The 22,415-nt window shown below is 62.3% G+C and carries 21 protein-coding genes and 2 pseudogenes; 10 read left to right on the top strand and 13 right to left on the bottom strand.

Translation table 11 applies throughout. From position 1 onward, the window contains the following. Nucleotides 1–25: 25 nt before the first annotated feature. Together NKJ04_RS21155 and NKJ04_RS21150 are read left to right on the top strand one after the other, a co-directional pair. On the top strand, nt 26–988 hold the full coding sequence (locus NKJ04_RS21155) for a carbohydrate ABC transporter permease (RefSeq protein ID WP_352677304.1): 963 nt from the start codon (nt 26–28) through the stop codon (nt 986–988). 1 nt (nt 989) lies between these two features. Next, nucleotides 990–1,814, top strand: a complete 825-nt coding sequence (locus NKJ04_RS21150) for a carbohydrate ABC transporter permease (RefSeq protein ID WP_352677303.1) — start codon at nt 990–992, stop codon at nt 1,812–1,814. 13 nt (nt 1,815–1,827) lie between these two features. Here the strand turns inward: NKJ04_RS21150 and NKJ04_RS21145 are convergent, their stop codons facing one another. After that, complete coding sequence (locus tag NKJ04_RS21145; protein WP_352610401.1) at nt 1,828–2,163, bottom strand: hypothetical protein; 336 nt, start codon at nt 2,161–2,163, stop codon at nt 1,828–1,830. Nucleotides 2,164–2,308: 145 nt separating this feature from the next. Here NKJ04_RS21145 and NKJ04_RS21140 point away from each other — a divergent pair. Next, nucleotides 2,309–3,053 (top strand): annotated as a pseudogene (locus NKJ04_RS21140) (DUF899 family protein). Between the two features lie 210 nt (nt 3,054–3,263). Further along, complete coding sequence (locus NKJ04_RS21135; RefSeq protein WP_352610397.1) at nt 3,264–3,818, top strand: DUF4142 domain-containing protein; 555 nt, start codon at nt 3,264–3,266, stop codon at nt 3,816–3,818. Nucleotides 3,819–4,105: 287 nt separating this feature from the next. Here NKJ04_RS21135 and NKJ04_RS21130 read toward each other — a convergent pair whose 3' ends face one another. Beyond that, nucleotides 4,106–4,426, bottom strand: coding sequence for a DUF1476 domain-containing protein (locus NKJ04_RS21130; protein WP_352677302.1), 321 nt, complete (start codon nt 4,424–4,426; stop codon nt 4,106–4,108). Nucleotides 4,427–4,628: 202 nt separating this feature from the next. Between NKJ04_RS21130 and NKJ04_RS21125 the strand changes: the two genes are divergently transcribed. The 3 genes from NKJ04_RS21125 (at nt 4,629) to NKJ04_RS21115 (ending at nt 6,214) form a co-directional block, all read left to right on the top strand. Next, nucleotides 4,629–5,012 carry a DUF6152 family protein gene (locus NKJ04_RS21125; protein WP_352677301.1) on the top strand — a complete coding sequence of 128 codons (384 nt, stop codon included), beginning with the start codon at nt 4,629–4,631 and terminating at the stop codon, nt 5,010–5,012. Next, the gene (locus tag NKJ04_RS21120; RefSeq protein WP_352677300.1) at nt 5,013–5,474 is read left to right on the top strand and encodes a hypothetical protein; all 462 of its coding nucleotides are present in this window, start codon (nt 5,013–5,015) and stop codon (nt 5,472–5,474) included. A gap of 347 nt (nt 5,475–5,821) precedes the next feature. Beyond that, on the top strand, nt 5,822–6,214 hold the full coding sequence (locus NKJ04_RS21115; protein WP_292559941.1) for a RidA family protein: 393 nt from the start codon (nt 5,822–5,824) through the stop codon (nt 6,212–6,214). A 35-nt stretch (nt 6,215–6,249) separates the two neighbouring features. Here the strand turns inward: NKJ04_RS21115 and NKJ04_RS21110 are convergent, their stop codons facing one another. From NKJ04_RS21110 to NKJ04_RS21085, 6 genes are all read right to left on the bottom strand, one after another. Continuing rightward, the gene (locus NKJ04_RS21110; RefSeq protein WP_352677299.1) at nt 6,250–7,626 is read right to left on the bottom strand and encodes an AAA family ATPase; all 1,377 of its coding nucleotides are present in this window, start codon (nt 7,624–7,626) and stop codon (nt 6,250–6,252) included. 7 nt (nt 7,627–7,633) lie between these two features. Continuing rightward, nucleotides 7,634–8,365 carry an AAA family ATPase gene (locus NKJ04_RS21105; protein WP_352677298.1) on the bottom strand — a complete coding sequence of 244 codons (732 nt, stop codon included), beginning with the start codon at nt 8,363–8,365 and terminating at the stop codon, nt 7,634–7,636. 261 nt (nt 8,366–8,626) lie between these two features. Beyond that, on the bottom strand, nt 8,627–12,130 hold the full coding sequence (carB, locus tag NKJ04_RS21100; protein WP_352677297.1) for a carbamoyl-phosphate synthase large subunit: 3,504 nt from the start codon (nt 12,128–12,130) through the stop codon (nt 8,627–8,629). A gap of 286 nt (nt 12,131–12,416) precedes the next feature. After that, the gene (locus NKJ04_RS21095; RefSeq protein ID WP_352677296.1) at nt 12,417–13,316 is read right to left on the bottom strand and encodes an SH3 domain-containing protein; all 900 of its coding nucleotides are present in this window, start codon (nt 13,314–13,316) and stop codon (nt 12,417–12,419) included. 178 nt (nt 13,317–13,494) lie between these two features. After that, nucleotides 13,495–14,259 (bottom strand): metallophosphoesterase family protein, encoded by a 765-nt coding sequence (locus tag NKJ04_RS21090; protein ID WP_352677295.1) that lies wholly within the window; start codon nt 14,257–14,259, stop codon nt 13,495–13,497. A gap of 76 nt (nt 14,260–14,335) precedes the next feature. After that, on the bottom strand, nt 14,336–14,692 hold the full coding sequence (locus NKJ04_RS21085) for an ArsR/SmtB family transcription factor (RefSeq protein ID WP_127260980.1): 357 nt from the start codon (nt 14,690–14,692) through the stop codon (nt 14,336–14,338). A gap of 199 nt (nt 14,693–14,891) precedes the next feature. Here NKJ04_RS21085 and NKJ04_RS21080 point away from each other — a divergent pair, with 199 nt between their 5' ends. Next, on the top strand, nt 14,892–16,070 hold the full coding sequence (locus NKJ04_RS21080; protein ID WP_352677294.1) for an MFS transporter: 1,179 nt from the start codon (nt 14,892–14,894) through the stop codon (nt 16,068–16,070). A 24-nt stretch (nt 16,071–16,094) separates the two neighbouring features. Here NKJ04_RS21080 and NKJ04_RS21075 read toward each other — a convergent pair whose 3' ends face one another. Continuing rightward, nucleotides 16,095–16,550: a MarR family winged helix-turn-helix transcriptional regulator gene (locus NKJ04_RS21075; protein WP_352556093.1), complete on the bottom strand. Its 456-nt coding sequence runs from the start codon at nt 16,548–16,550 to the stop codon at nt 16,095–16,097. A 208-nt stretch (nt 16,551–16,758) separates the two neighbouring features. Between NKJ04_RS21075 and NKJ04_RS21070 the strand changes: the two genes are divergently transcribed. Next, entirely contained in the window at nt 16,759–17,553 is a 795-nt protein-coding gene (locus tag NKJ04_RS21070) for an SDR family NAD(P)-dependent oxidoreductase (protein ID WP_352677293.1), read from the top strand. 21 nt (nt 17,554–17,574) lie between these two features. Here the strand turns inward: NKJ04_RS21070 and NKJ04_RS21065 are convergent, their stop codons facing one another. Next, the gene (locus NKJ04_RS21065; protein ID WP_352677292.1) at nt 17,575–18,174 is read right to left on the bottom strand and encodes a LysE family translocator; all 600 of its coding nucleotides are present in this window, start codon (nt 18,172–18,174) and stop codon (nt 17,575–17,577) included. 96 nt (nt 18,175–18,270) lie between these two features. Between NKJ04_RS21065 and NKJ04_RS21060 the strand changes: the two are divergent. Then, nucleotides 18,271–19,139 (top strand): annotated as a pseudogene (locus NKJ04_RS21060) (LysR substrate-binding domain-containing protein). A gap of 71 nt (nt 19,140–19,210) precedes the next feature. On the opposite strand, the gene NKJ04_RS21055 reads toward NKJ04_RS21060, so the two are convergent. The 3 genes from NKJ04_RS21055 to NKJ04_RS21045 form a co-directional block, all read right to left on the bottom strand. After that, nucleotides 19,211–19,861, bottom strand: a complete 651-nt coding sequence (locus tag NKJ04_RS21055) for a dihydrofolate reductase family protein (protein WP_352677291.1) — start codon at nt 19,859–19,861, stop codon at nt 19,211–19,213. A gap of 110 nt (nt 19,862–19,971) precedes the next feature. Next, the gene (locus NKJ04_RS21050; RefSeq protein ID WP_352677329.1) at nt 19,972–20,814 is read right to left on the bottom strand and encodes a protein-L-isoaspartate O-methyltransferase family protein; all 843 of its coding nucleotides are present in this window, start codon (nt 20,812–20,814) and stop codon (nt 19,972–19,974) included. Between the two features lie 87 nt (nt 20,815–20,901). Next, nucleotides 20,902–22,266 carry an Nramp family divalent metal transporter gene (locus tag NKJ04_RS21045; RefSeq protein WP_352556103.1) on the bottom strand — a complete coding sequence of 455 codons (1,365 nt, stop codon included), beginning with the start codon at nt 22,264–22,266 and terminating at the stop codon, nt 20,902–20,904. Between the last annotated feature and the right edge of the window lie 149 nt (nt 22,267–22,415).

The raw sequence follows: 22,415 nt of genomic DNA, 5'->3' as shown, positions 1-22,415 counted from the left end.
GCGGGACCGCAACGAGCGGAGCGAGATGACAGGGACGGAACCGGAAACAGCCAGAGCCGCGCACTCGCAGTTGACGGCGCAGCGCGTTCGCTCGGCGTGGCTTTTCCTGGCGCCAATGCTGCTGGTGCTCGCCGCGGCGGCCGGCTGGCCGCTTGCCCGCACGGTCTATTTCAGCTTCACCGATGCCTCGCTGGCCGATCTCGATGCGCGCCAATGGGTCGGCTTCGGCAATTATTTCTCGGTGTTCAGCATGCCGAGCGGCAGGACCCTCTATGACGGGTTGCTCGTCGATCCGGTCTGGTGGCGTGCCGTCTGGAACACGGTTCGTTTCACAGTGATTTCGGTGACCTGCGAGACCATCCTCGGCACCATCGTTGCCCTGGTTCTCAACGCGGAATTCGCCGGCCGCGGCATCGTCAGGGCAGCGATCCTGATCCCCTGGGCGATCCCGACGATCGTCTCGGCGAAGATGTGGCAATGGATGCTCAACGACCAGTTCGGCATCATCAATGTCGTGCTGCTCAATCTCGGCCTGATCAGCACCAAGATCGCCTGGACGGCCGACGCCGACACGGCGATGGCGGCCGTCCTTATCGTCGATATCTGGAAGGCGACACCATTCATGACGCTGCTCATCCTGGCCGCGCTGCAGATGCTGCCGAGGGAGATCATCGAGGTCGCCAGGCTCGACGGCGCCAACCCCTGGCAGATCTTCTGGCGGGTGACCTTGCCGCTCATCCGCCCCGCGCTGATGGTGGCCGTGATCTTCCGCGCGCTCGATGCACTGCGCATCTTCGACCTGATCTATGTGCTGACGCCCAACAATGTGCATACCAAGTCGATGTCGGTGTTCGCCCGCGAGAACCTGTTCGAGTTCGACAAGTTCGCCTATGGCTCCGCCGCCTCGACCTTGCTCTTCCTGATCCTCGCTTTGCTCACCATCGTCACCATCCGGATCGGCCGGATAAGCCTGGACGGAGGCCGCTGACATGTGGATCCTGAAGCGCACGGCCTTTTACCTGCTGGTCGCGGTCATCGTCTTCGTCGCCGTGTTCCCGTTCTACTACGCCATCGTCACCAGCCTGAAATCGGGGACCGACCTGTTCCGAGCCGATCTGTGGCCGACGACGATCCGTCTTGCCAATTACCGGAATGTGCTGACCGAGGGCAGCTTCGTGCGCAACCTCGCGAACTCGCTCTTCGTCTCCGGCGCAGTCGTCGCGTTGTCGCTGTTGCTCGGCGTCACATCAGCCTATGCGCTGGCGCGCATTCGCTTTCGCGGTCGCTCGGCCCTGCTGTTCATCATCCTGTCGGTGTCGATGTTCCCGCAGGTGGCGCTGCTGGCCGGGCTGTTCGAACTGGTCCGCCTGTTCGGCCTCTACAATTCGCTGTTCGCGCTGATCTTCTCCTACATGATCTTCACCTTGCCGTTCACCGTCTGGGTGCTCACCACCTTCGTCCGCGACCTGCCGGTCGAGGTCGAGGAGGCGGCGATCCTAGACGGCGCGACGCCGTGGATCATCATCACGTGGGTCTTCCTGCCGCTGATGTGGCCGGCGCTGGCGACCACCGGCCTGCTGGCTTTCATCGGCGCGTGGAACGAGTTCCTGTTTGCCCTGACCTTCACCTCCAGCAACGCACAGCGGACCGTGCCGGTAGCGATCGCGCTGCTCTCCGGCAACTCGCAGTTCGAGATCCCTTGGGGCAACATCATGGCGGCCTCGGTGATCGTCACGGTGCCGCTGGTGGTGCTGGTGCTGATCTTCCAGCGCAAGATCGTCTCCGGCCTCACCGCCGGCGGGGTCAAGGGGTGAGGGGGCGAAACGCTCAGATGTCCGGTGCGTTGCCGATCCTCTGCTTGAGCTCCAGCGCCCAGGCGCGGCCTTCGTCGCCGCCCCACAGCAGCCAGGCAATGTAGCCGGCCGAAGGGTTTTGCTCATTGCCGTAGTTTCTGCCGCGCTTGTCGATCTCGTGGCGGGCGAAATAGCTGACCATGCGGCGGATGGTGGAGGGCGCGAGCTTTTCCCGGTTCTTCAGCTCGGTGGCGCGGGCCACGCCGATCTCGGTGCCGCCGCGGCCGAATTCTCCGCGCAGCCTGAGGCCCTTGGCGGCATTGTCGGCCACCACTTGCGGGCAGCGCAGATCGATCTCGTCGTCGTGCATATTGTTCCCCGGATCGCGCTGCCCGAACAGGTATTACGACATCTCACCAGGCGCAATAAATGTCGGGACCGATCGCCGCCAAACGTCCTTGGGTCGCAGAGCAACCGCGCCGGGACGCCGGCGCCGCGACTTGAAGGAGCCGATCATGATCACCTTTCCAAACGAATCCGCGAAATACCGCACCGCGCGCGAAAAACTGCTGCGCAAGGAAATCGAGCTGCGCCGCGTCATGGAAGAGGTCGCCGAGGCCCGGCGCGCGCTGCCGCCGGGCGGGCTGATCCGCCAGGACTATGAATTCGACGCACTGGATGCCCAGGGCAAGCCCGCAAAGACAAGACTGTCGGAGCTGTTCGCGCCGGGCAAGGATACGCTGATCCTCTACAACATGATGTTCCCGCGTCACCCGCAGGAGAAGCGCGATGGGGCGACCAGCGGCGGCACGGCGAAGCTTGCCCGACCGGACCAGCCATGTCCGTCCTGCACGGCATTGCTCGATCAGTTCGACGGCGCGGTAGGGCATCTCCAGGCCGCCGGCTTCAATTTCGCGGTGGTGGGCAAGACCGCGCTCGAAAACCTGGTCACGCTCGGCCGCGACCGGGGCTGGCGCAACATGCGGCTGGTGTCTTCGGCTTCCAACAGCTTCAAGCGCGACTACAATGCGGAGGCCGCCGACGGCTCACAGATCCCGCTGCTGTCGGTGTTCCACCGCGACGGCGACGGCATACGCCATTTCTGGAGCTCGGAACTGGATTTCGCACCGACGGAGCCGGGCCAGGACCCACGCGGCCCTTGGCACCTGCGAAACGCTGTGGAACCTGATGGATTTCACGCCTGAAGGCCGCCCGAACTGGAACGAGCAGTTGCAATATGGCGAGGCGTGTTGCCACTGAAAGGCAGCTCTGGTCAGCCGCCGCGTTTCAGTTTTCGGAACATGAGTCCCATGGCCGGCTCGAACGAGGGCATCGGCGAGCGTTCGAGTCAGGTACGGATACGGTGGGGCGATTGAGGCGACATGCGCAGGCTTCTTCCTCATGAGCTGCAACCGGAGTGCCCAAGCGACGTTGGTTTGTCCGAGGGACAATTCCAACCGGAGACATGCCATGAAAACGCTTACCATTCTGACCGCAGCAGCATTGCTTGCCGGCGCGCCGGCCTTTGCCCAGTCGAACACGACCGCCACGACCACGCCGCTCGCCACGACGACGAAGGTCGACACTTCGACCTTCATCAAGACGGTGCCGAGCGCCAATGAGTTCGAGATCGAGTCCAGCAAGCTCGCCGAGCAGAAGGCGACCGACGCCGACGTCAAGGCGTTCGCCAAACAGATGATCGCCGATCACACCAAGGCCGGCGAGGAATTCAAGGCGGCGCTTGCCCAAGGCCAGACAACCTCGGCCACAGCGCCGTCCGGTCCGGCCCTGCAGCCCAAGGAGCAGAAGATGCTCGATGAGTTGAAGAGCGCCAGCGGCGATCAGTTCCAGGCGAAATACATCGAAATGCAGACCAACGCCCACAAGGAAGCCGTCGCGCTGTTCAGCGGCTATGCAAAGTCAGGCGACGACCCGGCGATGAAGGAATTCGCCAAGAAGACGCTGCCGACGCTGCAGATGCACGAAAAGCACGTGAAGGAACTGGCGGCCGCGCATCAGGGTTAGGCGGCGGTTTAAGGTCTGTGCTCTACGGCGCCCCCCTCTGTCCTGCCGGACGTTCGTTATTTGGAAAGCCAAGCAATTGGCTTTCCATCCGCTTCGCGGACCACTCCTCAACCCCCACAGGTGGGGAGATTGGCCGTCGTCACTGTTTTCGCCAATTTTCAACGTTGCAAGATGAAGGCCGGCGCCAAAGCTGCCAATCTCCCCCCTTGAGGGGGAGATGTCCGGCAGGACAGAGGGGGGCGCCGTAGAGCGCCTGGTTGGCAAACCAAGCACCATATGAGCGGCGTTCAGGTCGACCTGATCTGCTCGACCGCTTTCACCAGCAGGTCTTCCATGGCGGCGCGTATCTGAGCATCCGACTGGGCGACGCCTGCCGCGTCGAAATCCGCGCGGACCTTGCGGAACACATCGTTGTCGCCGGCCTCTTCGAAATCCGCGTGCACGACCTCCTTCGCATAGCCGTCGGCATCCGCACCGGATTTGCCGAGCTGTTCGGCGGCCCACAGGCCGAGCAGCTTGTTGCGGCGCGCCATGGCCCTGAACTTCGTTTCCTCGTCCATCGCGAACTTCTTTTCGAAGCCTTCCTGACGGTCTCTCATGCTGCTCATGTTTGCCTCGTTTTGATGTGAGCCCGGTCTTCAGCGTGGGGCCAAGAGAGGCAAGAGTGGCGGGCATGGATGTCATTAGCAAGGCAAGGTCGCTGGTGATTGAGCGGGCGCCTGGCGGCAGTGGTCTTCGCCCGATGTGATTTGACGTTGCCGTGCTGTGTCCTACTCTCGAATGCCTCTGGATGAACCGAGGAGACGAGCGATGCAGTTCAACCGAATTCGCGGCGTCGCGCTGACGGCGGCCGTGATCCTTGCCGCCGGCACCGCGGCCTATGCCCATCATGGCTGGTCGTGGACGCAGGACGGGTTTTTCGAACTCAGGGGCAAGATCACGGCCATCTATATCGGTAATCCGCACGCCACGCTGGATGTCGATGCAGAGGGCGAGGCCTGGCGGGTGGAGATGGCGCCGCCCTCCCGCACCATCGCCGCCGGCTTCACCGAGGAGGTGGCCAAGGTCGGCGACGAGGTGACTGCGATCGGCAATCGCTCGGTCGAGGCGAGCGAAAAGCGCATGAAAGCGGTGCGCCTCATCGTCAATGGGAAGACGTATGATGTCTATCCCGACCGTGTGCCGCCCGCCTAGATGGCGGAGCTCCTCGCCGGTATCGAGCAACTCGCTTTGGCGCGGTGGCTGAAGGCTTCCTTCGTCGCCTACCCCGTGGTCAACGCGCTCCACATCATATCGATCGGCGCGCTGCTGACCAGCGTCGTTCTCATGGACCTCAGGATCTGCGGCGCCTTCCGTTCGCTGCCGCACGCGGCGTTCGTCGCGCTGCTGCGCCGCATTGCATTGGCGGCGTTCGCGGGTGCGCTTGTCACAGGCTCGCTGCTGTTTTCGGTCAAGGCGAGCACCTATGCGGCAATGCCGATTTTCCTCGCCAAGATGACACTCATCCTTGTTGCCGGCGTCAACTTCCTCGCCTTCATGCGCTTCTCCCGCGCAACAGATAGCGACGAGCCGGCAGGTGGGACCGTCCTGGCCGTGCTCTCGATGGTGCTGTGGACCTCCGTGCTTTTCGCCGGACGGTTCATCGGTTTTCTCTGATTAGAGCGAGCGCCTGCACTGGCGTTCCGCCAGTGCAGGGATAAGCTCCCTGAAGCACTGGGTTGTCACCTACAGTTTTTTTGCGAAGAGGACCCCCACCCCTAACCCCTCCCCACAAGGGGGAGGGAGACTTCCGTTGGCGCTGACCTAGGCAAATCGTCTGTCTTTCGGCGCCAAAGAAGAATTTAAAGGCACGCGGCAGCGTTCCCTCCCCCTTGTGGGGAGGGTTAGGGTGGGGGTCCTTCTTCGCAAGAATCCACATGCGATAGCCCTGCCCTTGGGGGGGAAGGTTAGGGGCTTCATTAGCGCTAACGCGGCAGCCTGCTGCATACTCAGGGAGAACCACCATGAAGAAAGAAATCATCGAAGTGCCTGTCATGTCGGACAAGGTGCGGGCGCTCGGCCTGCCCTGCTCGACGGCGGTGAAGGCCAACGGCTTCGTGTTCATCTCGGCGACGCCGCCGGTGGACATGGTGACCGGCGAGATGGTGCGCGGCGACATCGAGGTGCAGACCGAGGCGTCGCTGAAAGCGCTGAAACATTGCCTGGAAGCGGCCGGCACCTCGCTGGACAATGTGGTGATGGTGCGCATCTACGCCGTCAATTCTGGCTTCTACAACGCCATCAACCGGGTCTATGCCAAGTACTTCAGCGTCAACCCGCCGGCGCGGAGTTTCGTGCCGGTGGCGTCATGGCCGATGGAGTTCGATATCGAGATTGAGTGTGTGGCGGTGGCTTGAGATTGGATAGCGCTGCTTTCCGCCTCAGTGAATAGTCAGACCCCTGCAACAAGCTGCTTTGGAGCGATCAGTTCGTCTAGGATCGCAGCCATGCCCGGCGGGCGATGTCCTTGGTCTCTCATTTTCGAAATCACCAAGTTCCGGAAGTGGTTGTACCTAACTCCATTCCCATGCCTTCCGACAAAACGCTTCAGAATATCTCGCCCACGAAACGATCGCTTCCATTTCCCGGTTTTTATATCGTCATGAAGGGAATCCGAGACAGATCTCGCTAGCGCATCGAGGGCAACATCTGAAAGAGAATCGGAAACAAGTTCGTCGATTCGTTCACGATAGCTCTTAATTGAGTTCGCTACAGCCACAGCAACATCAGGAGATTGAGGGTCAACACGTAATTTGAGTGCTGAAACGATCTTAACATTCGCAGAATTGGATACCTCATGGGCCACCAAGGATGTCACTGTCTCTGCAGCACAACTTTTCAACTCCTCCTCTATGTCTTGCTCGGAAAGGGATGTTCCATGCCCAAACAAATCGGTCATAACCATCCGCAAAAATTTAGGTTCAATAAGATAGTTCTCGATATGATACGCGTCCCAAGAAAGTCTGTTATTTATTGATTTATTGTCAATTTGATCAGAGTCTTTATCAACGATTGAAAATATCTGAGAGGTCGGCAATTTTCCAGCGGCGGATATCTTTTCCAATAGCTGATGTAGTCCTCGCACGCGCTGTTTATTCGAACCAGATATCAGATTAGCTCTACTTGGCAATTCAGGAAAAAGTTCGGAGGCCATCTGAAGATCGAAATCAGACTCCTCTCCTTCGAAAATAACAATCCGACCGCCAGGGTTATAGGCTGCCAGGTCTCCAACTAGATCGATTACAGCCCGTTCAAGGTCTTGATCTGCTCGGATCAATGTTGCCTGACTAGTATGTTCAGTCGCGTATGCGCTTGGAGTAATATGAAAGACTGAGACTCCAACCTTTCCTACGCTCTCCCGGAGGATCGCGTCGGAATGTGTGACTAGCCACACCTGATTTCCCAGAGCCTTTGCAAGATGGCGATGATAGAAATCTGGAAGATTTCTGGTCAGTCTCGGGTTAAGGTGGAGTTCTGGTTCATCAAGTAATATAACAGAGTTCTTTGGAGTCGATGTACGGAGGCGAAGGTATCCATATAAAATCTCCTTTTCGCCTGAGCTCAACTCATCTAAATCGTGGGTCTCTCGTCCACCAACTTTTACGGGAAAGCGTAAGCTGCCGCTAGCTGTGGGTTGTGGTCCTAAAAATTCTTTGTCTGGAAAAAAGGTCGCAAATAACTCCTTTAGGACGTCGGTCGTAGATTTAGTTTTTTCTACGAAAGATCCGGATTTTTCCGACAGGGCCTCCCTGACATACAAAGCCGCCATTTCACTTTTAACGTTGCTGTATTTTTGCGTTATAATTGTACAGGGTGCTTTGCTTCTTCTGTTCTTCTATAGCGTCAAGGTTTACGTTTATTGAATTTAGGACCTCTCTTCCATATAATCTATGGGGACCGTGGTAGTCGATAATGCCAAAATGTTTTATGTCGAAAGTGCTGAATACGAGTTCAAGTACCTTCGATGGATTGAATTGGGGTTGTTTATTTGGCTCTATGATTATGCTTGCAGTTATAAATTTAAGTTCTATCTCCTTCCGGAATAATTTTAGATCTTTGTCAGCCTGTATTCTTACCTCTTTCTCTCGACTGCGAAATTGCGCGGTGAAGGGTGCCGCATTTAATGATCGCCACCCATAAAGCTCCGGTACGACAGCTCGCCACGCCTGATCTGTAATCAGCGCTTCAGAATTCTGTTTGAGGTAAATTCTCTCGTCTTCGTGAATTTCGATATCGACTTGAATAACAAGCGGTTCGCTCGGATTGTTGAATAGAGAGGTAAAAGCAGCAGGATCGTTTGAAAAATTGATCTGAAATTCACCAAACCATTGATGTGCTTCGTTTTGCTGATATCCGCCATATACTGATTTAATGAGCCTAATAGCATCTAAAACGCACGATTTTCCTGAGCCGTTCTGACCCGCAAGAACGACTAGGTCATCCAGATTGGGTAATTCCGTGAGCCTGACGCCCCGAAAGTTTTGAATGTGCACTCGCCTTATGCGCATTAAAATCCCGCCTCTGAAGATTCTGAGACTGTCAGACTAATTGTGGGACAACGCTAGTGGTGAGCTCGCTGGGCAATTGATTTACGGTGGAAAACTAACAGGAATGTTGGGTTCTGTCCTTGGAGCACGCCGTCAACATTGTGCTCAACAGCGCCGGGCGGTGTCTGTCGGGAGACTTCATAACCATTGCCAAGATTTTCGCCCTTCATCTACCTGCTCGCACCTTCTCTCCCTTAAAAGGGAGAGAAGAAAGCTAATCGCTTAAGCAAAATACTCCTGCAGCGGCCTGACCTCCAGGCTCCCCGCCTTCAGCGCCGCGATCGCTTCCGCCACAGCAGCAGCACCCGATAGTGTCGTGTAATACGGCACCTTCTGCATCAGCGTCGCGCGGCGGAGCGATTTTGAGTCCGACACTGCCTTCTGGCCATCAGTCGTGTTGAAGACGATCTGCACCTGGCGGTTGCGGATGGCGTCTTCTATGTGGGGGCGGCCTTCCAGCACTTTGTTGATTTTCTGCGCGTCGACGCCGTTTTCGGCGAGGAAGCGGGCGGTGCCGGAGGTGGCCAGCACCTTGAAGCCGAGGCCGGCGAGGCGCTTGACCGCCGGCAAGATGCCCTTCTTATCCTCGTCGCGCACCGAGACGAACAGCGTGCCGGAGCGTGGCAGGTCGACGCCGGCCCCTAACTGGCTCTTGGCGAAGGCCAGCGCAAAATCGCGGTCGAGGCCCATGACCTCGCCGGTCGAGCGCATTTCCGGTCCGAGCAATATGTCGACGCCGGGGAAGCGGGCGAAGGGGAAGACGGCTTCCTTGACCGCGATGTGGCCGGGGTTGCGGGGATCAGGCATCGCGCCGTAATGGGCGAAGGCGTCTTCCAGTTTTTCGCCGGCCATGATGCGGGCCGCGATCTTCGCGATCGGCCGGCCGATGGTCTTGGCGACGAAGGGTACGGTGCGCGACGCGCGCGGGTTGACCTCCAACACATAGACCGTGCCATCCTTGATCGCATACTGCACGTTCATCAGCCCGCCGACATTGAGCGCGCGGGCAAGGGCTGCCGTCTGGCGCTCCAGCTCGTCGACCAGCTCGGAAGGCAGCGAGTGCACCGGCAGCGAGCAGGCCGAGTCGCCCGAATGGATGCCGGCCTCCTCGATGTGTTCGAGAATGCCGGAGACGAAGGTCGCCTTGCTGTCGCAGAGGCAGTCGACATCGACCTCGATGGCACCTGAGAGATAGGTGTCGAACAGCAGCGGGTTCTTGCCCAGCAGCGTGTTGATCTGGCCGGTCTTGTCGTTGGGGTATTTCTGCTTGATGTCCTCCGGCACCAGGCCGGGCACGGTGTCGAGCAGATAGGTCTGCAGCATGCCCTCGTCATGGATGATCTGCATGGCGCGGCCGCCCAGCACATAGGACGGGCGCACCACCAAGGGGAAGCCGAGCTCGCCGGCGACGAGGCGGGCCTGCTCGACCGAATAGGCGATGCCGTTCTTCGGCTGGCTGAGGCCGAGCTTGTGCAGCAGCTTCTGGAAGCGGTCGCGGTCTTCTGCGAGATCGATCATGTCGGGCGAGGTGCCGAGGATCGGGATGCCGGCCTTTTCAAGCGCATCCGCGAGCTTCAGCGGCGTCTGGCCGCCGAACTGCACGATGACGCCGACCAGCTCGCCCGAGGCCTGTTCGGCGCGCAGGATCTCCAGCACGTCTTCGGCCGTCAGCGGCTCGAAATAAAGCCGGTCCGACGTGTCGTAGTCGGTCGAGACCGTCTCCGGGTTGCAGTTGATCATGATCGCTTCATAGCCGGCGTCGCGTAGCGCGAAGGCGGCGTGGCAGCAGCAATAGTCGAACTCGATGCCCTGGCCGATGCGGTTGGGGCCGCCGCCGAGGATGACGACCTTCTTGCGCGACGAGACCTGCGCCTCGTCGGCCAGCGCGCCGGCAAACGGCACTTCATATGTCGAGTACATGTAGGCGGTGGGCGAGGCGAACTCGGCCGCGCAAGTGTCTATGCGCTTATAAACCGGATGAACGGCGAGCTTTTCGCGAGCTTTCTGAATCACTTCGGCGTCTGTTTTCGTCAATGACGCGAGGCGGGCGTCCGAGAAACCCATTGCCTTGAGCATGCGCAGGTTGACGGCATCCTCGGGGATGCCGTGCTCGCGGATGCGGGCTTCCATGGCCACGATGCCGGCGATCTGCTCAAGGAACCACGGGTCGATCTTGCACATGGCGTGCACGTCTTCCAGCGAGGTGCCCATGCGGATCGCCTGCGCCACCATGCGCAGCCGGTCGGGGGTCGGCGTGCCGAGCGCGGCGCGGATGGCGTTGCGGTCGTCGGCATGGTTGGCCGTCGCGGCACCATAGCCGAGGCCGGGGATCTCGATCTCGTCGAGGCCGGTCAGGCCGGTTTCGAGGCCACGCAGGGCCTTCTGCAGCGATTCCTGAAAAGTGCGGCCGATGGCCATGACTTCGCCGACCGACTTCATGGCGGTGGTCAGCACGGGCTCGGCGCCGGGGAATTTCTCGAAGGCGAAACGCGGGATCTTGGTGACGACGTAATCGATCGATGGCTCGAACGAGGCCGGCGTGGCGCCGCCGGTGATGTCGTTCTCCAGCTCGTCCAGCGTGTAGCCGACGGCGAGCTTTGCCGCGATCTTGGCGATCGGGAAACCGGTCGCTTTCGAGGCCAGAGCGGACGATCGCGAGACGCGCGGGTTCATCTCGATGACCACCAGGCGGCCGTCGGCCGGGTTGACGGCGAACTGGACGTTGGAGCCGCCGGTCTCGACACCGATCTCGCGCAGCACCGCGATCGAGGCGTTGCGCATCATCTGGTATTCTTTGTCGGTCAAGGTCAGGGCCGGAGCGACGGTGATCGAGTCGCCGGTGTGCACGCCCATCGGATCGATGTTCTCGATCGAGCAGACGATGATGCAATTGTCCGCCTTGTCGCGGACGACCTCCATCTCATACTCCTTCCAGCCGAGCACGCTCTCCTCGATCAGCACTTCGGTGGTCGGCGAGGCGTCGAGGCCGGACTGGACGATCTCGTAGAATTCGGCGCGGTTGTAGGCGATGCCGCCGCCGGTGCCGCCCATGGTGAAGGACGGGCGGATGATGGCGGGCAGGCCGACATGGTCGAGCGCCTGCGCGGCGATCGCCATGCCATGGCTGATGTAGCGCTGCTTGCGGTCGCCTTCGCCGAGGTTCCAGCGGGTTTCCAGCGCGTCGAGCGCGGCGTCGAGATCGGCCGGGGCCTCGGCCTTGACGGCGGCGCGCTCGGCTTCATGCGTCTTGCGGTCGGTGTTCTTGACGTCGGTGGCGTTGGCCAGCATCGACTTCGGCGTTTCCAGCCCGATCTTCTTCATCGCCTCGCGAAACAGAGCGCGGTCCTCGGCCTTGTCGATGGCCGTGGCGTCGGCGCCGATCATCTCGACATTGTAGCGCTCGAGCACACCCATGCGGCGCAGCGACAAAGCGGTGTTGAGCGCGGTCTGGCCACCCATGGTCGGCAGCAGCGCGTCGGGCCGCTCCTTGGCGATGATCTTGGCGACCACTTCAGGCGTGATCGGCTCGATATAGGTGGCGTCGGCCAGTTCCGGATCGGTCATGATGGTGGCCGGGTTGGAATTGACCAGGATGACGCGGAAGCCTTCCTCCTTCAGCGCCTTGCACGCCTGGGTGCCGGAATAGTCGAACTCGCAGGCCTGGCCGATGACGATGGGGCCGGCCCCGATGATCAGGATCGACTTGATGTCAGTGCGTCTTGGCATGTCAAAGGTCCGTTCGGCGGGCGGCTTGCACAAAAAACCGGGACGGGAAGACCCGGCCGGTTGTGCTCGCGATTCTGGTATCAGGCTAGGAGGGCCTTATAGGGAAGAGTTCTGCCCGATGTAACCCCGAAAATGCGAGGTAGGGGAGTAGGGGAGTAGGGGAGTAGGGGAGTAGGGGAGTAGGGGAATAGGGGAGTAGGGGAATAGGGGAATAGGGGAATAGGGTGGGTTCGAGGGAATTCCAAACATACTCCCTTATTCCCCTACTCCCTTACTCCCCTAAATTCTAATTCCCCAGCGCCAGCTGATCCGTAATCTCAAACCGCTCGGCCTCGCCGATGCGGATCATGTTGAGGCTGCCCTCCCGAGTGAAGCGGAAATTGCCGTCCGCGTCGGAACCGGCCGGCTGGCCGGCACGGAAGGAGATGATGCGCGTGCCGCCATCGGGCCAGGTCACAGTGATGTTCGCCTTGTCGGCGGTGTGCACCACGTTGACCTTGCAGCGCTCCATTGGCTGGCCGACATAGCGGGCGCAGGGAATCTCGGGGCCAGAAGCCGGCGTCGGAGCGGAATCAAGCGGGACGTCAGGCGCCGCCAGCGCCAGTACGTACGCATCCTGCATCGCGGCGCGGCCGATTTCGGCGGCGGATTTTGGCGTGCTTTCGGCTGCCGGAGCGGCGCCGCCAAGCCGCGCTGTCAGGTCGGGCGGTGCGACCGGCGCGCTATTGGTGGCCTGCGATTGATCCGGCGCCGAGGCCTGCCCGGCCTCATTGGCGCTGCCGGTGGAGGCAACCACCGGCGCATCGGCCGGTCTTGTCTCGCCTTCGACATAGGGGGCCGGATTGAGGGGAATGAGATAGCGCGCCGGCGCCCAGCCGCTCAGCTTCTCCTTGCCCGTGCTCTCGATCTTGCACCATTTGTAGCCGTTGATGTCGTTGCAGCCGAGATTGGTGACCATGTCGCCGCTGCTCAGCCGCGCCTCGACCGTGGCGACCGGCGATGCGGTGGTGCGGACCTTGAGAAGGTCGTCCGGCGCCAGGCCGGTGACGACGGAGATGACGAGGTCCGGCGCCTCTTGGGCCATCTCTTCAGCCATAGCGGGGGCAATCACCGGCCACGCCGTCATCAACAGCGGAGCAGCAATCAGCGCATGCAGGGTTGTTCGGAGCGTAACTGTGCGCCTCATCGTTTGGCCGTGCGCTGACATCATGCCTCGGCGGATCGAGCCCGCCGCAAGCCCGGCCGGTTTTATAAGGGACGACGCGGCGCCATGTAAGCCCGAAAATTCGGCTCGCCGTTCCGCCGGTCCCAACCCGGCCCGCCAGGCCGTGAGCCTACTCAGCCGGGCATGAACGCAAGAGCGTTCAGCCGGGCAGGGGCATGAACCCGGTTCTGAGCGCGTGAGCCCATTCCGGACGGCCCGCCTGTTCGGCCTGCCTGGCGGCCGCCTCGTGGTCGTAGTCGACGGCGATGGCCTCGAAGCGGTCGGGCTGGCCGTTGCCGCCCAAGGTGACGATTCCATAGCGCGCATGTGGCGAGCCCTGCTCGGAGACATGCGCCGGCGGTGTCGAATCGTCATAGGCGGGGCAGCCGATGCTGCCCGGGTTGAAGATGACGGGACCATCGGGGACGCGGATCAGTTCCGCGCGGTGGCTGTGGCCGCACAGCGCGATGCGGCAAGCCGGGTCGAGCGCCTTCAGCCGCCGCCGGATCGCCGTCAGCGGCGCACGCACCAGCTGGCCATTGACGATGGTATCGGCGAGATATTTCTCGTCATGGTCGGGACGGGCGTGGAAAGCGATGATTCCGGGTGCGATCTCCAGCGTCAGCGGCTGGGCGAAAAGCATCTGGCGCTGCGTCTCGGTCAGCCGCTCCTGCGCATAGGCGTCGGAGGGCCACATGGTGTCATCAGCGGGGTCGGCGGCGACACGGCGGTCGTGGTTGCCGCGCACTGTCGGCAGGTTCAGCGCCTCCAGCCGCGCAAACGTCTCGCGCGGCCATAGCGGGCCGGAAACGCTGTCACCGAGATTGACGGTCAGGTCGGCGCCGCCGCGCCGGCGCAGGTCGTCAAGCACGGCGTCGAGCGCCAGCACATTGCCGTGGATATCGGCGAGGACGGCGATGCGCATTTTCGGGAGGCTCCTGTGTGACGCCGCTTTTCCTTTTCCCACGTCCGTAAGGCGAGGAACCCAAATTCTTCGGCGTTCAGGCGTGGATTTCGATGTCGTGGCCGCCGACCGCCGGCAGAGCGGGGTCGTCGCCGGCGGCGGCGATGACGCTGTCGAGCAGGCCGGGGAAGCGGGCGTCGAGATCGGCGCGGCGCAGTGTGATCATGCGGTTGGTGCCGACCACCTCGGCACGGGTGACGCCGGCCTCGCGCAGTTTGGCGAGGTGGTAGCTCAGATTGGTCTTCGAGCCGAAATCGAGGAACTGGCTGCAGTTCAGCGGCACGCCTTGCTTGCTGGCGAGATAGCGCACGATGGCGAGCCGGGTCGGATCGCCGAGCACGCCAAGCACGATCGGCAGGCTGATCTGGTCCGTATTGGGGTGTGGCAAGGTCATGGCTCGAAACTAAGCACAGTCGGGTCCGATTTCAACGCATCCATCATTGTTGGCCCGCACGCGGCCTTTCTCCGTCTCGCGCCGACCTGTGCTGACACAGGGCTGTCAGGAAGGTTCAGCTATTTTTCCCTGGCTTCATTGACATGATGCCCTATTATGTCCAATTGTTCAATAACTTTTGAACTAAGGACATCCCGCCATGGACAAGCGCCTTTTCTGGCTAGCGCTCGGATCGTTTACGATCTCGACCGAAGGCTTCGTCATCTCCAGCCTTCTGCCCGACATCGCGGCGGATGCCGGCATCTCCATTCCGCTGGCCGGCACGCTGATCACCGCCTTTGCGCTCGCCTATGCGATCGGCACGCCGATCCTGGCGACGCTGACAGGCGAATGGGACCGGCGCCGCGTCATCTTGTGGACGCTGGTGTTCTTCGTGCTCGGCAACATCGCCGCTGCCTTGAGTTCCTCCTTCGAACTGCTGCTGATCGCGCGCATCGTCATGGCGCTGTCGTCGGGCCTGTTCGCCGCAACCGCGCAAGGCACCGCGGTGGCGCTGGTCGATGACCATCACCGGGCGCGTGCCATCGCCGTCGTCGTTGGCGGCACTACGGTGGCCGTTGCCCTGGGTGCGCCGCTGGGCGCGCTCGTTGCCACCGTTGCCGGCTGGCGCGGCACCTTTTTTGCCATCGCCGGCCTTGGCGCGCTTGCAGGCGCGATCCTGTGGTACCGGCTGCCGCGGGGCATCGTTGGCACCAGGCTGCCCTTGAAGCGCAGGCTGGCGGCAGCGCTGCGTCCCGGCGTGATGCCGATCCTGTTGACGACGGTGCTGGCGCTGATCGGCGCCTTCACCGTCTTTGCCTATGTCGCGCCGCTTGCCATCGAGGGCGGCGGTCTCAGCCAGATCGCGCTGCCCGGCATGCTGCTCGCCTTCGGCGTCGGCGCCGTCATCGGCAACATTGGCGGCGGCCAGGCCGCCGACCGGTTCGGCGCGACCCGCACCGTCGGCTGGTCGTTGGCGCTGAGCGCCGGCATGCTGGTCCTGCTGTCGGTCATCCCGACCTTTCTGCCGCCGCATATTGCCGGACCGGCGCTGATGGCGATGATGGTGCCGTGGGGCATCGTCGGCTGGGGCTTCCCGCCGGCGCAGGCCAGCCGCATCATCAAGCTGGCGCCCGATGCCGCCCCGATCGTGCTGTCGCTCAATGCCTCGGCGCTCTATCTCGGCGTGGCGCTGGGCGCCGTGGTCGGTGGCGCCGTGCTGCGCTACGGCGCGCCGGCCGATCTCGGCATGGTCGCCGCGATCTTCCCGATCGTCGGGCTTGGCATCGTGGTGGCCGGCCGCTGGGCGGCTCGGCCTGTAGAGATGCCTGCCGAGTAATCTCTTTGAAAGCCGTCGGCCGGCTCAGCTGGCCGGGGGCAGATCAAAATCCAGCGCGGCGATGTCATCCAGCGCCGCGCGCAGCTTTTCAGCCTTGTCCCTGCCGACGACATCCTCGAAACGCTGCTGGGCGATTTGCCACAGCTTCATCGCTGCCTCGAGCTTGGCCAACCCTTGCGGCGTCAGCCGCACACGCTTGACGCGGCGGTCCTCCGGATCGGCGAAAGTCTCGACATAGCCGTCGCGGATCAGTGGTTTCAGCGTATGGCCGAGCGCCGACAGGTCCATGATCAGCGACGCGGCGATAGCGCCCATTGCCGGCTCGTCGCCGATGTGGATCTGGTAGAGCAGGCCCTGCTGCGTCGCCTTGAGGCCTGACGGCTCCACCACATCATCATAAAACTTGCCGAGCTTGCGCGCCGCACGGCGCAGCGCGGCGTTGTTGCAGAGCGTGAGGCCGGGCAAGCTGTCCTTTGACATGATGGTCCTTGGCGCCGGCGAATGAGGCCCGGCTGCACCCCTCAAATAATCCTCGTCCGTATCATTGACAAGATAGTGGCATATGCCTACTTCACAATTAGTGGCATATGCCACTAATTCAAATCAAGCGGCTTTCCGGCAGCGCGGCAGATGCCACGGCGCCGGATCAGTCGAAGCGAACCAGATCAGTCGAAGAAGGAACAGGATAATGAGTGGACAGGGCAACAAGGGCACGGCGGTCGTCACCGGTGCTTCGGCGGGCATCGGCGCGGTCTATGCCGACCGGCTGGCGGGGCAGGGCTACGATCTGGTGCTGGTGGCGCGGCGCGCCGACCGGCTGGAGGAACTGGCCGGGAAGCTGCGCCAGACCTATAGCCGCAAGGTCAGCGTGATCAGCGCCGACCTCTCCAACGACGACGACGTCCGCCGCGTCGAGCAGGAGATCGCCAGCGACGACAGCGTGACGCTGCTGGTCAACAATGCCGGCCTTGGCGGCCAGTCCGTGGTGGCAACCGCCGATGCGGACGCTGCCGAACGCATGATCAAGGTCAATGTCATCGCCTTGACGCGGCTGACCCGTGCCGTGCTGCCGGGGTTTTTGGCGCGCAACCGAGGTGCGGTCGTCAACATCGCCTCGGTGCTCGCCTATGAGACCTCGTTCGGCGGCATCTACAGCGGCACCAAGGCCTATGTCGTCAACTTCACCGAGGCTCTGCACCGCGAGGTCGAGGGTACGGAGGTGAAGGTGCAGGTGGTGCTGCCGGGCGCGACACGGACCGATTTCTGGGAGCTTGCCGGCAGCGATATCGACCAGCTTCCGAAGGAAATCATCATGAGCGCCGACGATATGGTCGATGCCGCTCTTGTCGGCCTGGCCAAGGGCGAAACCGTCACCGTGCCAGGACTTGCCGACGCCGCCAAGCTGGACACCTTCCTCGGCGCCCGGCAAGCCTTCTACGGCAGCCTGCACGCCGACAAGCCGGCGGCACGCTACGCGGCTTGAAGCAAGGCGTGGCGGTTGGCTTCATGCCGACCGCCACATCGGAATGATCGAGGCGGCCAGCACCAGCGCCAGCACGATGTTGAGCGCGCGCCATTGCCATTCGGTCTTGAGCAGGCGGGCCAGCAGCATGCCGGCCACGCACCACAGCGACAGCGAAGCGGCGGCCGCGAGGCCGAAGGTGGCGCCGAGCAGCAGCGCCAGCTGCAGCGGCCCGCTGGCCAGCGCCGCGAACGAGGCCGCGGCGCCCAGACCCATCGCCCAACCCTTCGGGTTCATCCATTGAATGCCGGCGCCGCCGAGAAAGCTGTTCGGCCTGGCCATGCTCACATCCAGATTGGGGGGCCCACTGCGGCCGATTTTGATCGCCAGCCAGAGGAGATAGAGCGAGCCGATGACCTTCATGGCCAGTTGCAGCGAAGGCATGGCAAGCAGCAGACCGGCGAGCCCGGCGGCGGCGGCACCCGTCACCGTGGCGAGGCCGGCGGCGCTGCCGACCAGCAGAGGCACGGAACGGCGAAACCCGAACTGGGCGCCGGACGCCGTAGACAGGGTTGTGGCGATGCCGGGCGTGGTGGTGGCGACGATGGCAAACAGGATGAGCGGGAGAATGGGCTCGAGCATGCGGCGTCCTCTGTCAGGGCTGCGATCGTAGCTGCGCGCGAACTTCAGTAAATGCAATGTTTGCCATGGTCGGCATTAGGATGGATAATGCCAGCCATGATCCGAAATCTCGACATGGCGCTGATCCGCACCTTCATCACCGTCGCCGACAAGGCCAGCATGACGGCCGCGGCCAATGCGCTGCACCTGACGCAAGGTGCTGTCAGCCAGCAGGTCAAACGGCTGGAGGAGGCGTTTGGCTCGAGCCTGTTTAGGCGCGACCGGCTGGCTTGCGGCTGACGCGCGCCGGTGAACAGCTGTTCGGCAGGGGCAAGCGGTTGCTGGCCTTGAATGACGAGATCTGGGCCGAGATGGCTGGGACATCGGTAGCCGGCCAGGTGCGGCTCGGCGTGCCCTACGACCTTGTCGGCACCTTGCTGGCGCCGGTGCTGAAGACCTATGCCGAGACCTATCCGCAGGTCGAGATATCGCTGGTCTGCGCCTCGTCGCCGGAATTGGCTGCCGCCCTTGCGGCCGGGACCATCGACCTTGCGGTGATCGAGGAACGCGTCGGCCCGTCGGCCGGTGAGTGCCTTGCAATCGACCGGCTGGTCTGGGTCGGCGCCAAGGGCGGCGTTGCCCGCGCCAGGCGGCCGCTGCCGGTTTCGATCGTCGCCGACACCTGCGCCTTCCGCCCGGCGGTGCTGGCGGCGCTCGGCGAGCACGGGCTGGAGTGGCGCACCGTGTTCGAAAACGGCAACATCGACGCGACGACGGCGACGGTGCGGTCGGACCTCGCCGTCACCGCCTGGCTAGCCTCCACGGTTCCGGCGGATCTCGACATATTGCCAGCGGAGTCCGGCCTGCCGCCACTGCCGAATTTTGCCATCAACCTGCATCTGCCGAGGCATGGGGTAGGGCCGGCGGCGCAGGAATTCGCACGCCATATCCGCGATGGGCTGGCACGACGGCCGGTGGCGGCTTGAGAGACTTCTCAGAACTTGGGTTCCTCTACCCCGTCGATCGGGGGAGAGGAAAGGGTGCAAAGGCCGTCCTGCTACTTCCAGTTCTTGCGCCGTTCGAGCTCGGCGTCGGACGGCTCCCCTGCGACAAACGATCCAACCTTGATCTCGCCTGATCGTTCGTAGGTCGCCATGATGACGCCGGTGCTGGTTGCCTGCGACTTGATGAGCTTGAAGGCGGCCGGCATCGCGCTGTCGCCGAACAGCCGCTTGCCCTTGCCCAGCAATAGCGGGAAGATCATCAGCCGAATTTCGTCGATCAGCCCGTTGGCGAGCAAAGTCTGGATCAGATCGCCAGATCCCTGGATGAGCAGGTCCGGCCCATCCTCCTGCTTGAGGCGGCGCAACGTCGCGACGATATCGGGTCCGAGCGCTTGCGTGTTCTGCCAGGTGAGGGTGTCAGGCCGATGCGTCGCCACATATTTGGTCGCGGGGTTGAAGGCATCCGCGATCGGATCTTTCTGATACGGCCAGTAGGCGGCGAAGATGTCGTAGGTTCTGCGGCCGAGCAGCAGGGCGAAAGGCTTGGAGAACAGTTCGTCCATCGCCGCGGCCCCCGCCTCGTCGAAGTAATGGAAGGTCCAGCCGCCGAACTTGAAGCCGCCGACCGGATCCTCTTGCGGGCCGCCGGGCGCCTGCATGACGCCGTCGAGGCTGACGAATGTCGCAGAGATGATCTTTCTCATTCCAAATGCTCCCGTTCTTCGATCCACGCCGTCGGTGGCCGGACTTCAGCCCAAGGACGGTCGGCGAGCCACCGGTCCGACAGGACATATGAAATTTTGGCAAACCGCCGTCATTTGCGAGGTCCGGCTTCGAGACTTTCCGACGAGAACCAGACATCGCCCGATATGGCGGTGGCCGTGTCGTCCGGCGCCTTGTCCTGCACCAGCCAGATCGAGCGGCTGCGCGCGGCCTGCTCGCGGGTGGGGGTCATCGACGCTGAGTCTGCGAGCGAGGCGCCGACACAGGGAATGAACCACGATCGCATGAACGGATCGCAGGCGAAGCCTTTTTGCGTGCGGATCACCATCACCGCCAGTGGGACGCGCTCGGCCGGGCGCCAGGGGAAGATCATGCGGCCGCCAGGCCGCAGCGCCTTCAGCCACCCTGCTGGTGGCGCTGCGACGCCAGCATTGACGTAGATGATGTCGGATGGCGGCAGGGGCGTCGTCACCGCATCGCTATGGACGACCGTTGCATTGCCATATGCTTCGGGATTTTTGCGTGCCAGATCGGCCAGTTTTTCGTCGAGTTCGAAGCCGGTGACGGTGCCGCCTGGTAAAACCAGCCTGGCCAGCACGGCGGTGTAGTAGCCGGTGCCGGCGCCGATATGAGTGACGGCCTCACCAGGTTTAGGCGCAAGCTTTCCGATCCACATGGCATGCAGGAAGGGCTCGCCATTGTTGATGCCCTTGTCGTCGTCGAGCGTCACCAGCACGTTCTGGTAGACATGGGCCGGGTCGGCGCTCGGCGTCGTGACCTTGCCGTTGCCGGCGATAACCGTCCACGGCCCGGGACCGAGAAACGCTTCGCGCGGCACCTCCGCGAAAGCCGCTTCCAGGCGTGGGTCGGGCGAGCCGGCATTGGCGGCCAGCAGCCGCGCGTAGAATTTCCTGATGTCTTCGATCCGGGCCATGCTGCGGGACAACATAGCGCGGATTGCCGATTTGTCGCGAAACTACCCTCTGCGCAGAGGGTAGCCGATGTCCCGGCGAGGCGGAGCTTAGCCGATCCCGAACAGGGTGTCGTAGAGCAGCTTGAAGTTGAGCCCCAGGATGACTGCGGCGACTACCCAGGCAAGGGCGGCGACGCCGCGCGGAATGGCGAGATTGCCCATCTTCTTCTTGTCGGAGACGAACTGCACCAGCGGGACGACCGCGAAAGGCAACTGCATCGACAGGATCACCTGGCTGAACACCAGCAACTGGCCGGTACCCTTTTCGCCATAGAGCGCGGTGACGACCACCACCGGGATGATGGCGAGGCCGCGCGTCAGCAGTCGGCGTGCCCAGTTGGGGATGCGCAGGCGCAGAAAGCCTTCCATGATGATCTGGCCAGCAAGCGTCGCCGTCACCGTGGAGTTGAGGCCGGAAGCCAGCAGCGCCACCGCGAACAGGATCGAGGCGATGCCGAGGCCGAGCAGCGGCGACAGCAGCTCGAAGGCCTGGCCGATCTCGGCAACGTCTTGATGGCCGGTGTTATGGAAGGCGACCGCCGACACGATGAGGATCGAGGCGTTGACGAACAGCGCCAGCATCAGGGCGATGGTCGAGTCCGTCGTTGCCCATTTGATGGCATCGCGCTTGCCCTTGTCGGTGCGCTCATAGGCACGGGTCTGCACGATCGAGGAGTGCAGATAGAGATTGTGCGGCATGACGGTGGCGCCGATGATGCCGATGGCGATGTAGAGCATCGCCGGATTGGTGACGATTTCCGACGACGGCACGAACATGGCATGCAGGATCGAGCCGGCCGGCGGGGCGGCGACGAAGATCTGGATGGCGAAGCAGCTGAAGATGATGATCAAAAGCGCGATGACGAAGGCTTCGAGATAGCGGAAGCCCTTGTTCATCAACAGCAGCACGAGGAAGGCATCGAGCGCCGTCAGCATGGCGCCGCCGATCAGCGGAATGCCGAACAGAAGTTGCAGCGCGATCGCCGTGCCGATGACTTCGGCCAGATCGCAGGCGATGATGGCCAGTTCGCAGGCGATCCACAGCACGAAATTGACTGGACGGGGATAGTAGGCGCGGCAGGCCTGGGCGAGGTCGCGGCCGGTGGCGATGCCGAGCCGTGCCGCCAGCGCCTGCAAAAGGATCGCCATCAGGTTGGACAGCATGATGATGAACAGCAGCGTGTAGCCGAACTGCGCGCCGCCGGCGAGATCCGTCGCCCAGTTGCCCGGGTCCATATAGCCGACCGAGACCATGTAGCCGGGACCCATGAAGGCGAACAGGCGACGGAACCAGACGCCCGAGTTCGGCACGGCGATGGAGGAATTGACTTCGCGCAGGCTGGGCTGCTCGTCCTCGTCGGGCCTGGCGAACCGCCATGAGGAACGGGAGGCTGTGGCTTCGGCTTCAGACATGAAGGAGGGCTTTCCGCGAGACTGGACGATGTTGCCTCAAGCTATGCCATGGCTCAACATTATGCAATATGCTATATTTCATTGTCGTTGCTTTTAGGCGGCTGGCGGTCATCGGGTGAAACGGCAATCGGAAGCGCTGGTTGCACCTG

Origin of the sequence: Mesorhizobium sp. M0618, assembly GCF_040320765.1 — a bacterium.
In the GTDB taxonomy this organism is placed as follows: domain Bacteria; phylum Pseudomonadota; class Alphaproteobacteria; order Rhizobiales; family Rhizobiaceae; genus Mesorhizobium.
This window is presented reverse-complemented; position numbering and strand designations above follow the sequence as displayed.

Excerpts from the sequence above, each read along its gene's own strand:
- NKJ04_RS21155 (WP_352677304.1), top strand. The coding sequence starts at position 26 with ATGACAGGGACGGAACCGGAAACAGCCAGAGCCGCGCACTCGCAGTTG.
- NKJ04_RS21150 (WP_352677303.1), top strand. The coding sequence starts at position 990 with ATGTGGATCCTGAAGCGCACGGCCTTTTACCTGCTGGTCGCGGTCATC.
- NKJ04_RS21145 (WP_352610401.1), bottom strand. The coding sequence starts at position 2,163 with ATGCACGACGACGAGATCGATCTGCGCTGCCCGCAAGTGGTGGCCGAC.
- NKJ04_RS21135 (WP_352610397.1), top strand. The coding sequence starts at position 3,264 with ATGAAAACGCTTACCATTCTGACCGCAGCAGCATTGCTTGCCGGCGCG.
- NKJ04_RS21130 (WP_352677302.1), bottom strand. The coding sequence starts at position 4,426 with ATGAGCAGCATGAGAGACCGTCAGGAAGGCTTCGAAAAGAAGTTCGCG.
- NKJ04_RS21125 (WP_352677301.1), top strand. The coding sequence starts at position 4,629 with ATGCAGTTCAACCGAATTCGCGGCGTCGCGCTGACGGCGGCCGTGATC.
- NKJ04_RS21120 (WP_352677300.1), top strand. The coding sequence starts at position 5,013 with ATGGCGGAGCTCCTCGCCGGTATCGAGCAACTCGCTTTGGCGCGGTGG.
- NKJ04_RS21115 (WP_292559941.1), top strand. The coding sequence starts at position 5,822 with ATGAAGAAAGAAATCATCGAAGTGCCTGTCATGTCGGACAAGGTGCGG.
- NKJ04_RS21110 (WP_352677299.1), bottom strand. The coding sequence starts at position 7,626 with ATGGCGGCTTTGTATGTCAGGGAGGCCCTGTCGGAAAAATCCGGATCT.
- NKJ04_RS21105 (WP_352677298.1), bottom strand. The coding sequence starts at position 8,365 with ATGCGCATAAGGCGAGTGCACATTCAAAACTTTCGGGGCGTCAGGCTC.
- carB (WP_352677297.1), bottom strand. The coding sequence starts at position 12,130 with ATGCCAAGACGCACTGACATCAAGTCGATCCTGATCATCGGGGCCGGC.
- NKJ04_RS21095 (WP_352677296.1), bottom strand. The coding sequence starts at position 13,316 with ATGAGGCGCACAGTTACGCTCCGAACAACCCTGCATGCGCTGATTGCT.
- NKJ04_RS21090 (WP_352677295.1), bottom strand. The coding sequence starts at position 14,259 with ATGCGCATCGCCGTCCTCGCCGATATCCACGGCAATGTGCTGGCGCTC.
- NKJ04_RS21085 (WP_127260980.1), bottom strand. The coding sequence starts at position 14,692 with ATGACCTTGCCACACCCCAATACGGACCAGATCAGCCTGCCGATCGTG.
- NKJ04_RS21080 (WP_352677294.1), top strand. The coding sequence starts at position 14,892 with ATGGACAAGCGCCTTTTCTGGCTAGCGCTCGGATCGTTTACGATCTCG.
- NKJ04_RS21075 (WP_352556093.1), bottom strand. The coding sequence starts at position 16,550 with ATGTCAAAGGACAGCTTGCCCGGCCTCACGCTCTGCAACAACGCCGCG.
- NKJ04_RS21070 (WP_352677293.1), top strand. The coding sequence starts at position 16,759 with ATGAGTGGACAGGGCAACAAGGGCACGGCGGTCGTCACCGGTGCTTCG.
- NKJ04_RS21065 (WP_352677292.1), bottom strand. The coding sequence starts at position 18,174 with ATGCTCGAGCCCATTCTCCCGCTCATCCTGTTTGCCATCGTCGCCACC.
- NKJ04_RS21055 (WP_352677291.1), bottom strand. The coding sequence starts at position 19,861 with ATGAGAAAGATCATCTCTGCGACATTCGTCAGCCTCGACGGCGTCATG.
- NKJ04_RS21050 (WP_352677329.1), bottom strand. The coding sequence starts at position 20,814 with ATGGCCCGGATCGAAGACATCAGGAAATTCTACGCGCGGCTGCTGGCC.
- NKJ04_RS21045 (WP_352556103.1), bottom strand. The coding sequence starts at position 22,266 with ATGTCTGAAGCCGAAGCCACAGCCTCCCGTTCCTCATGGCGGTTCGCC.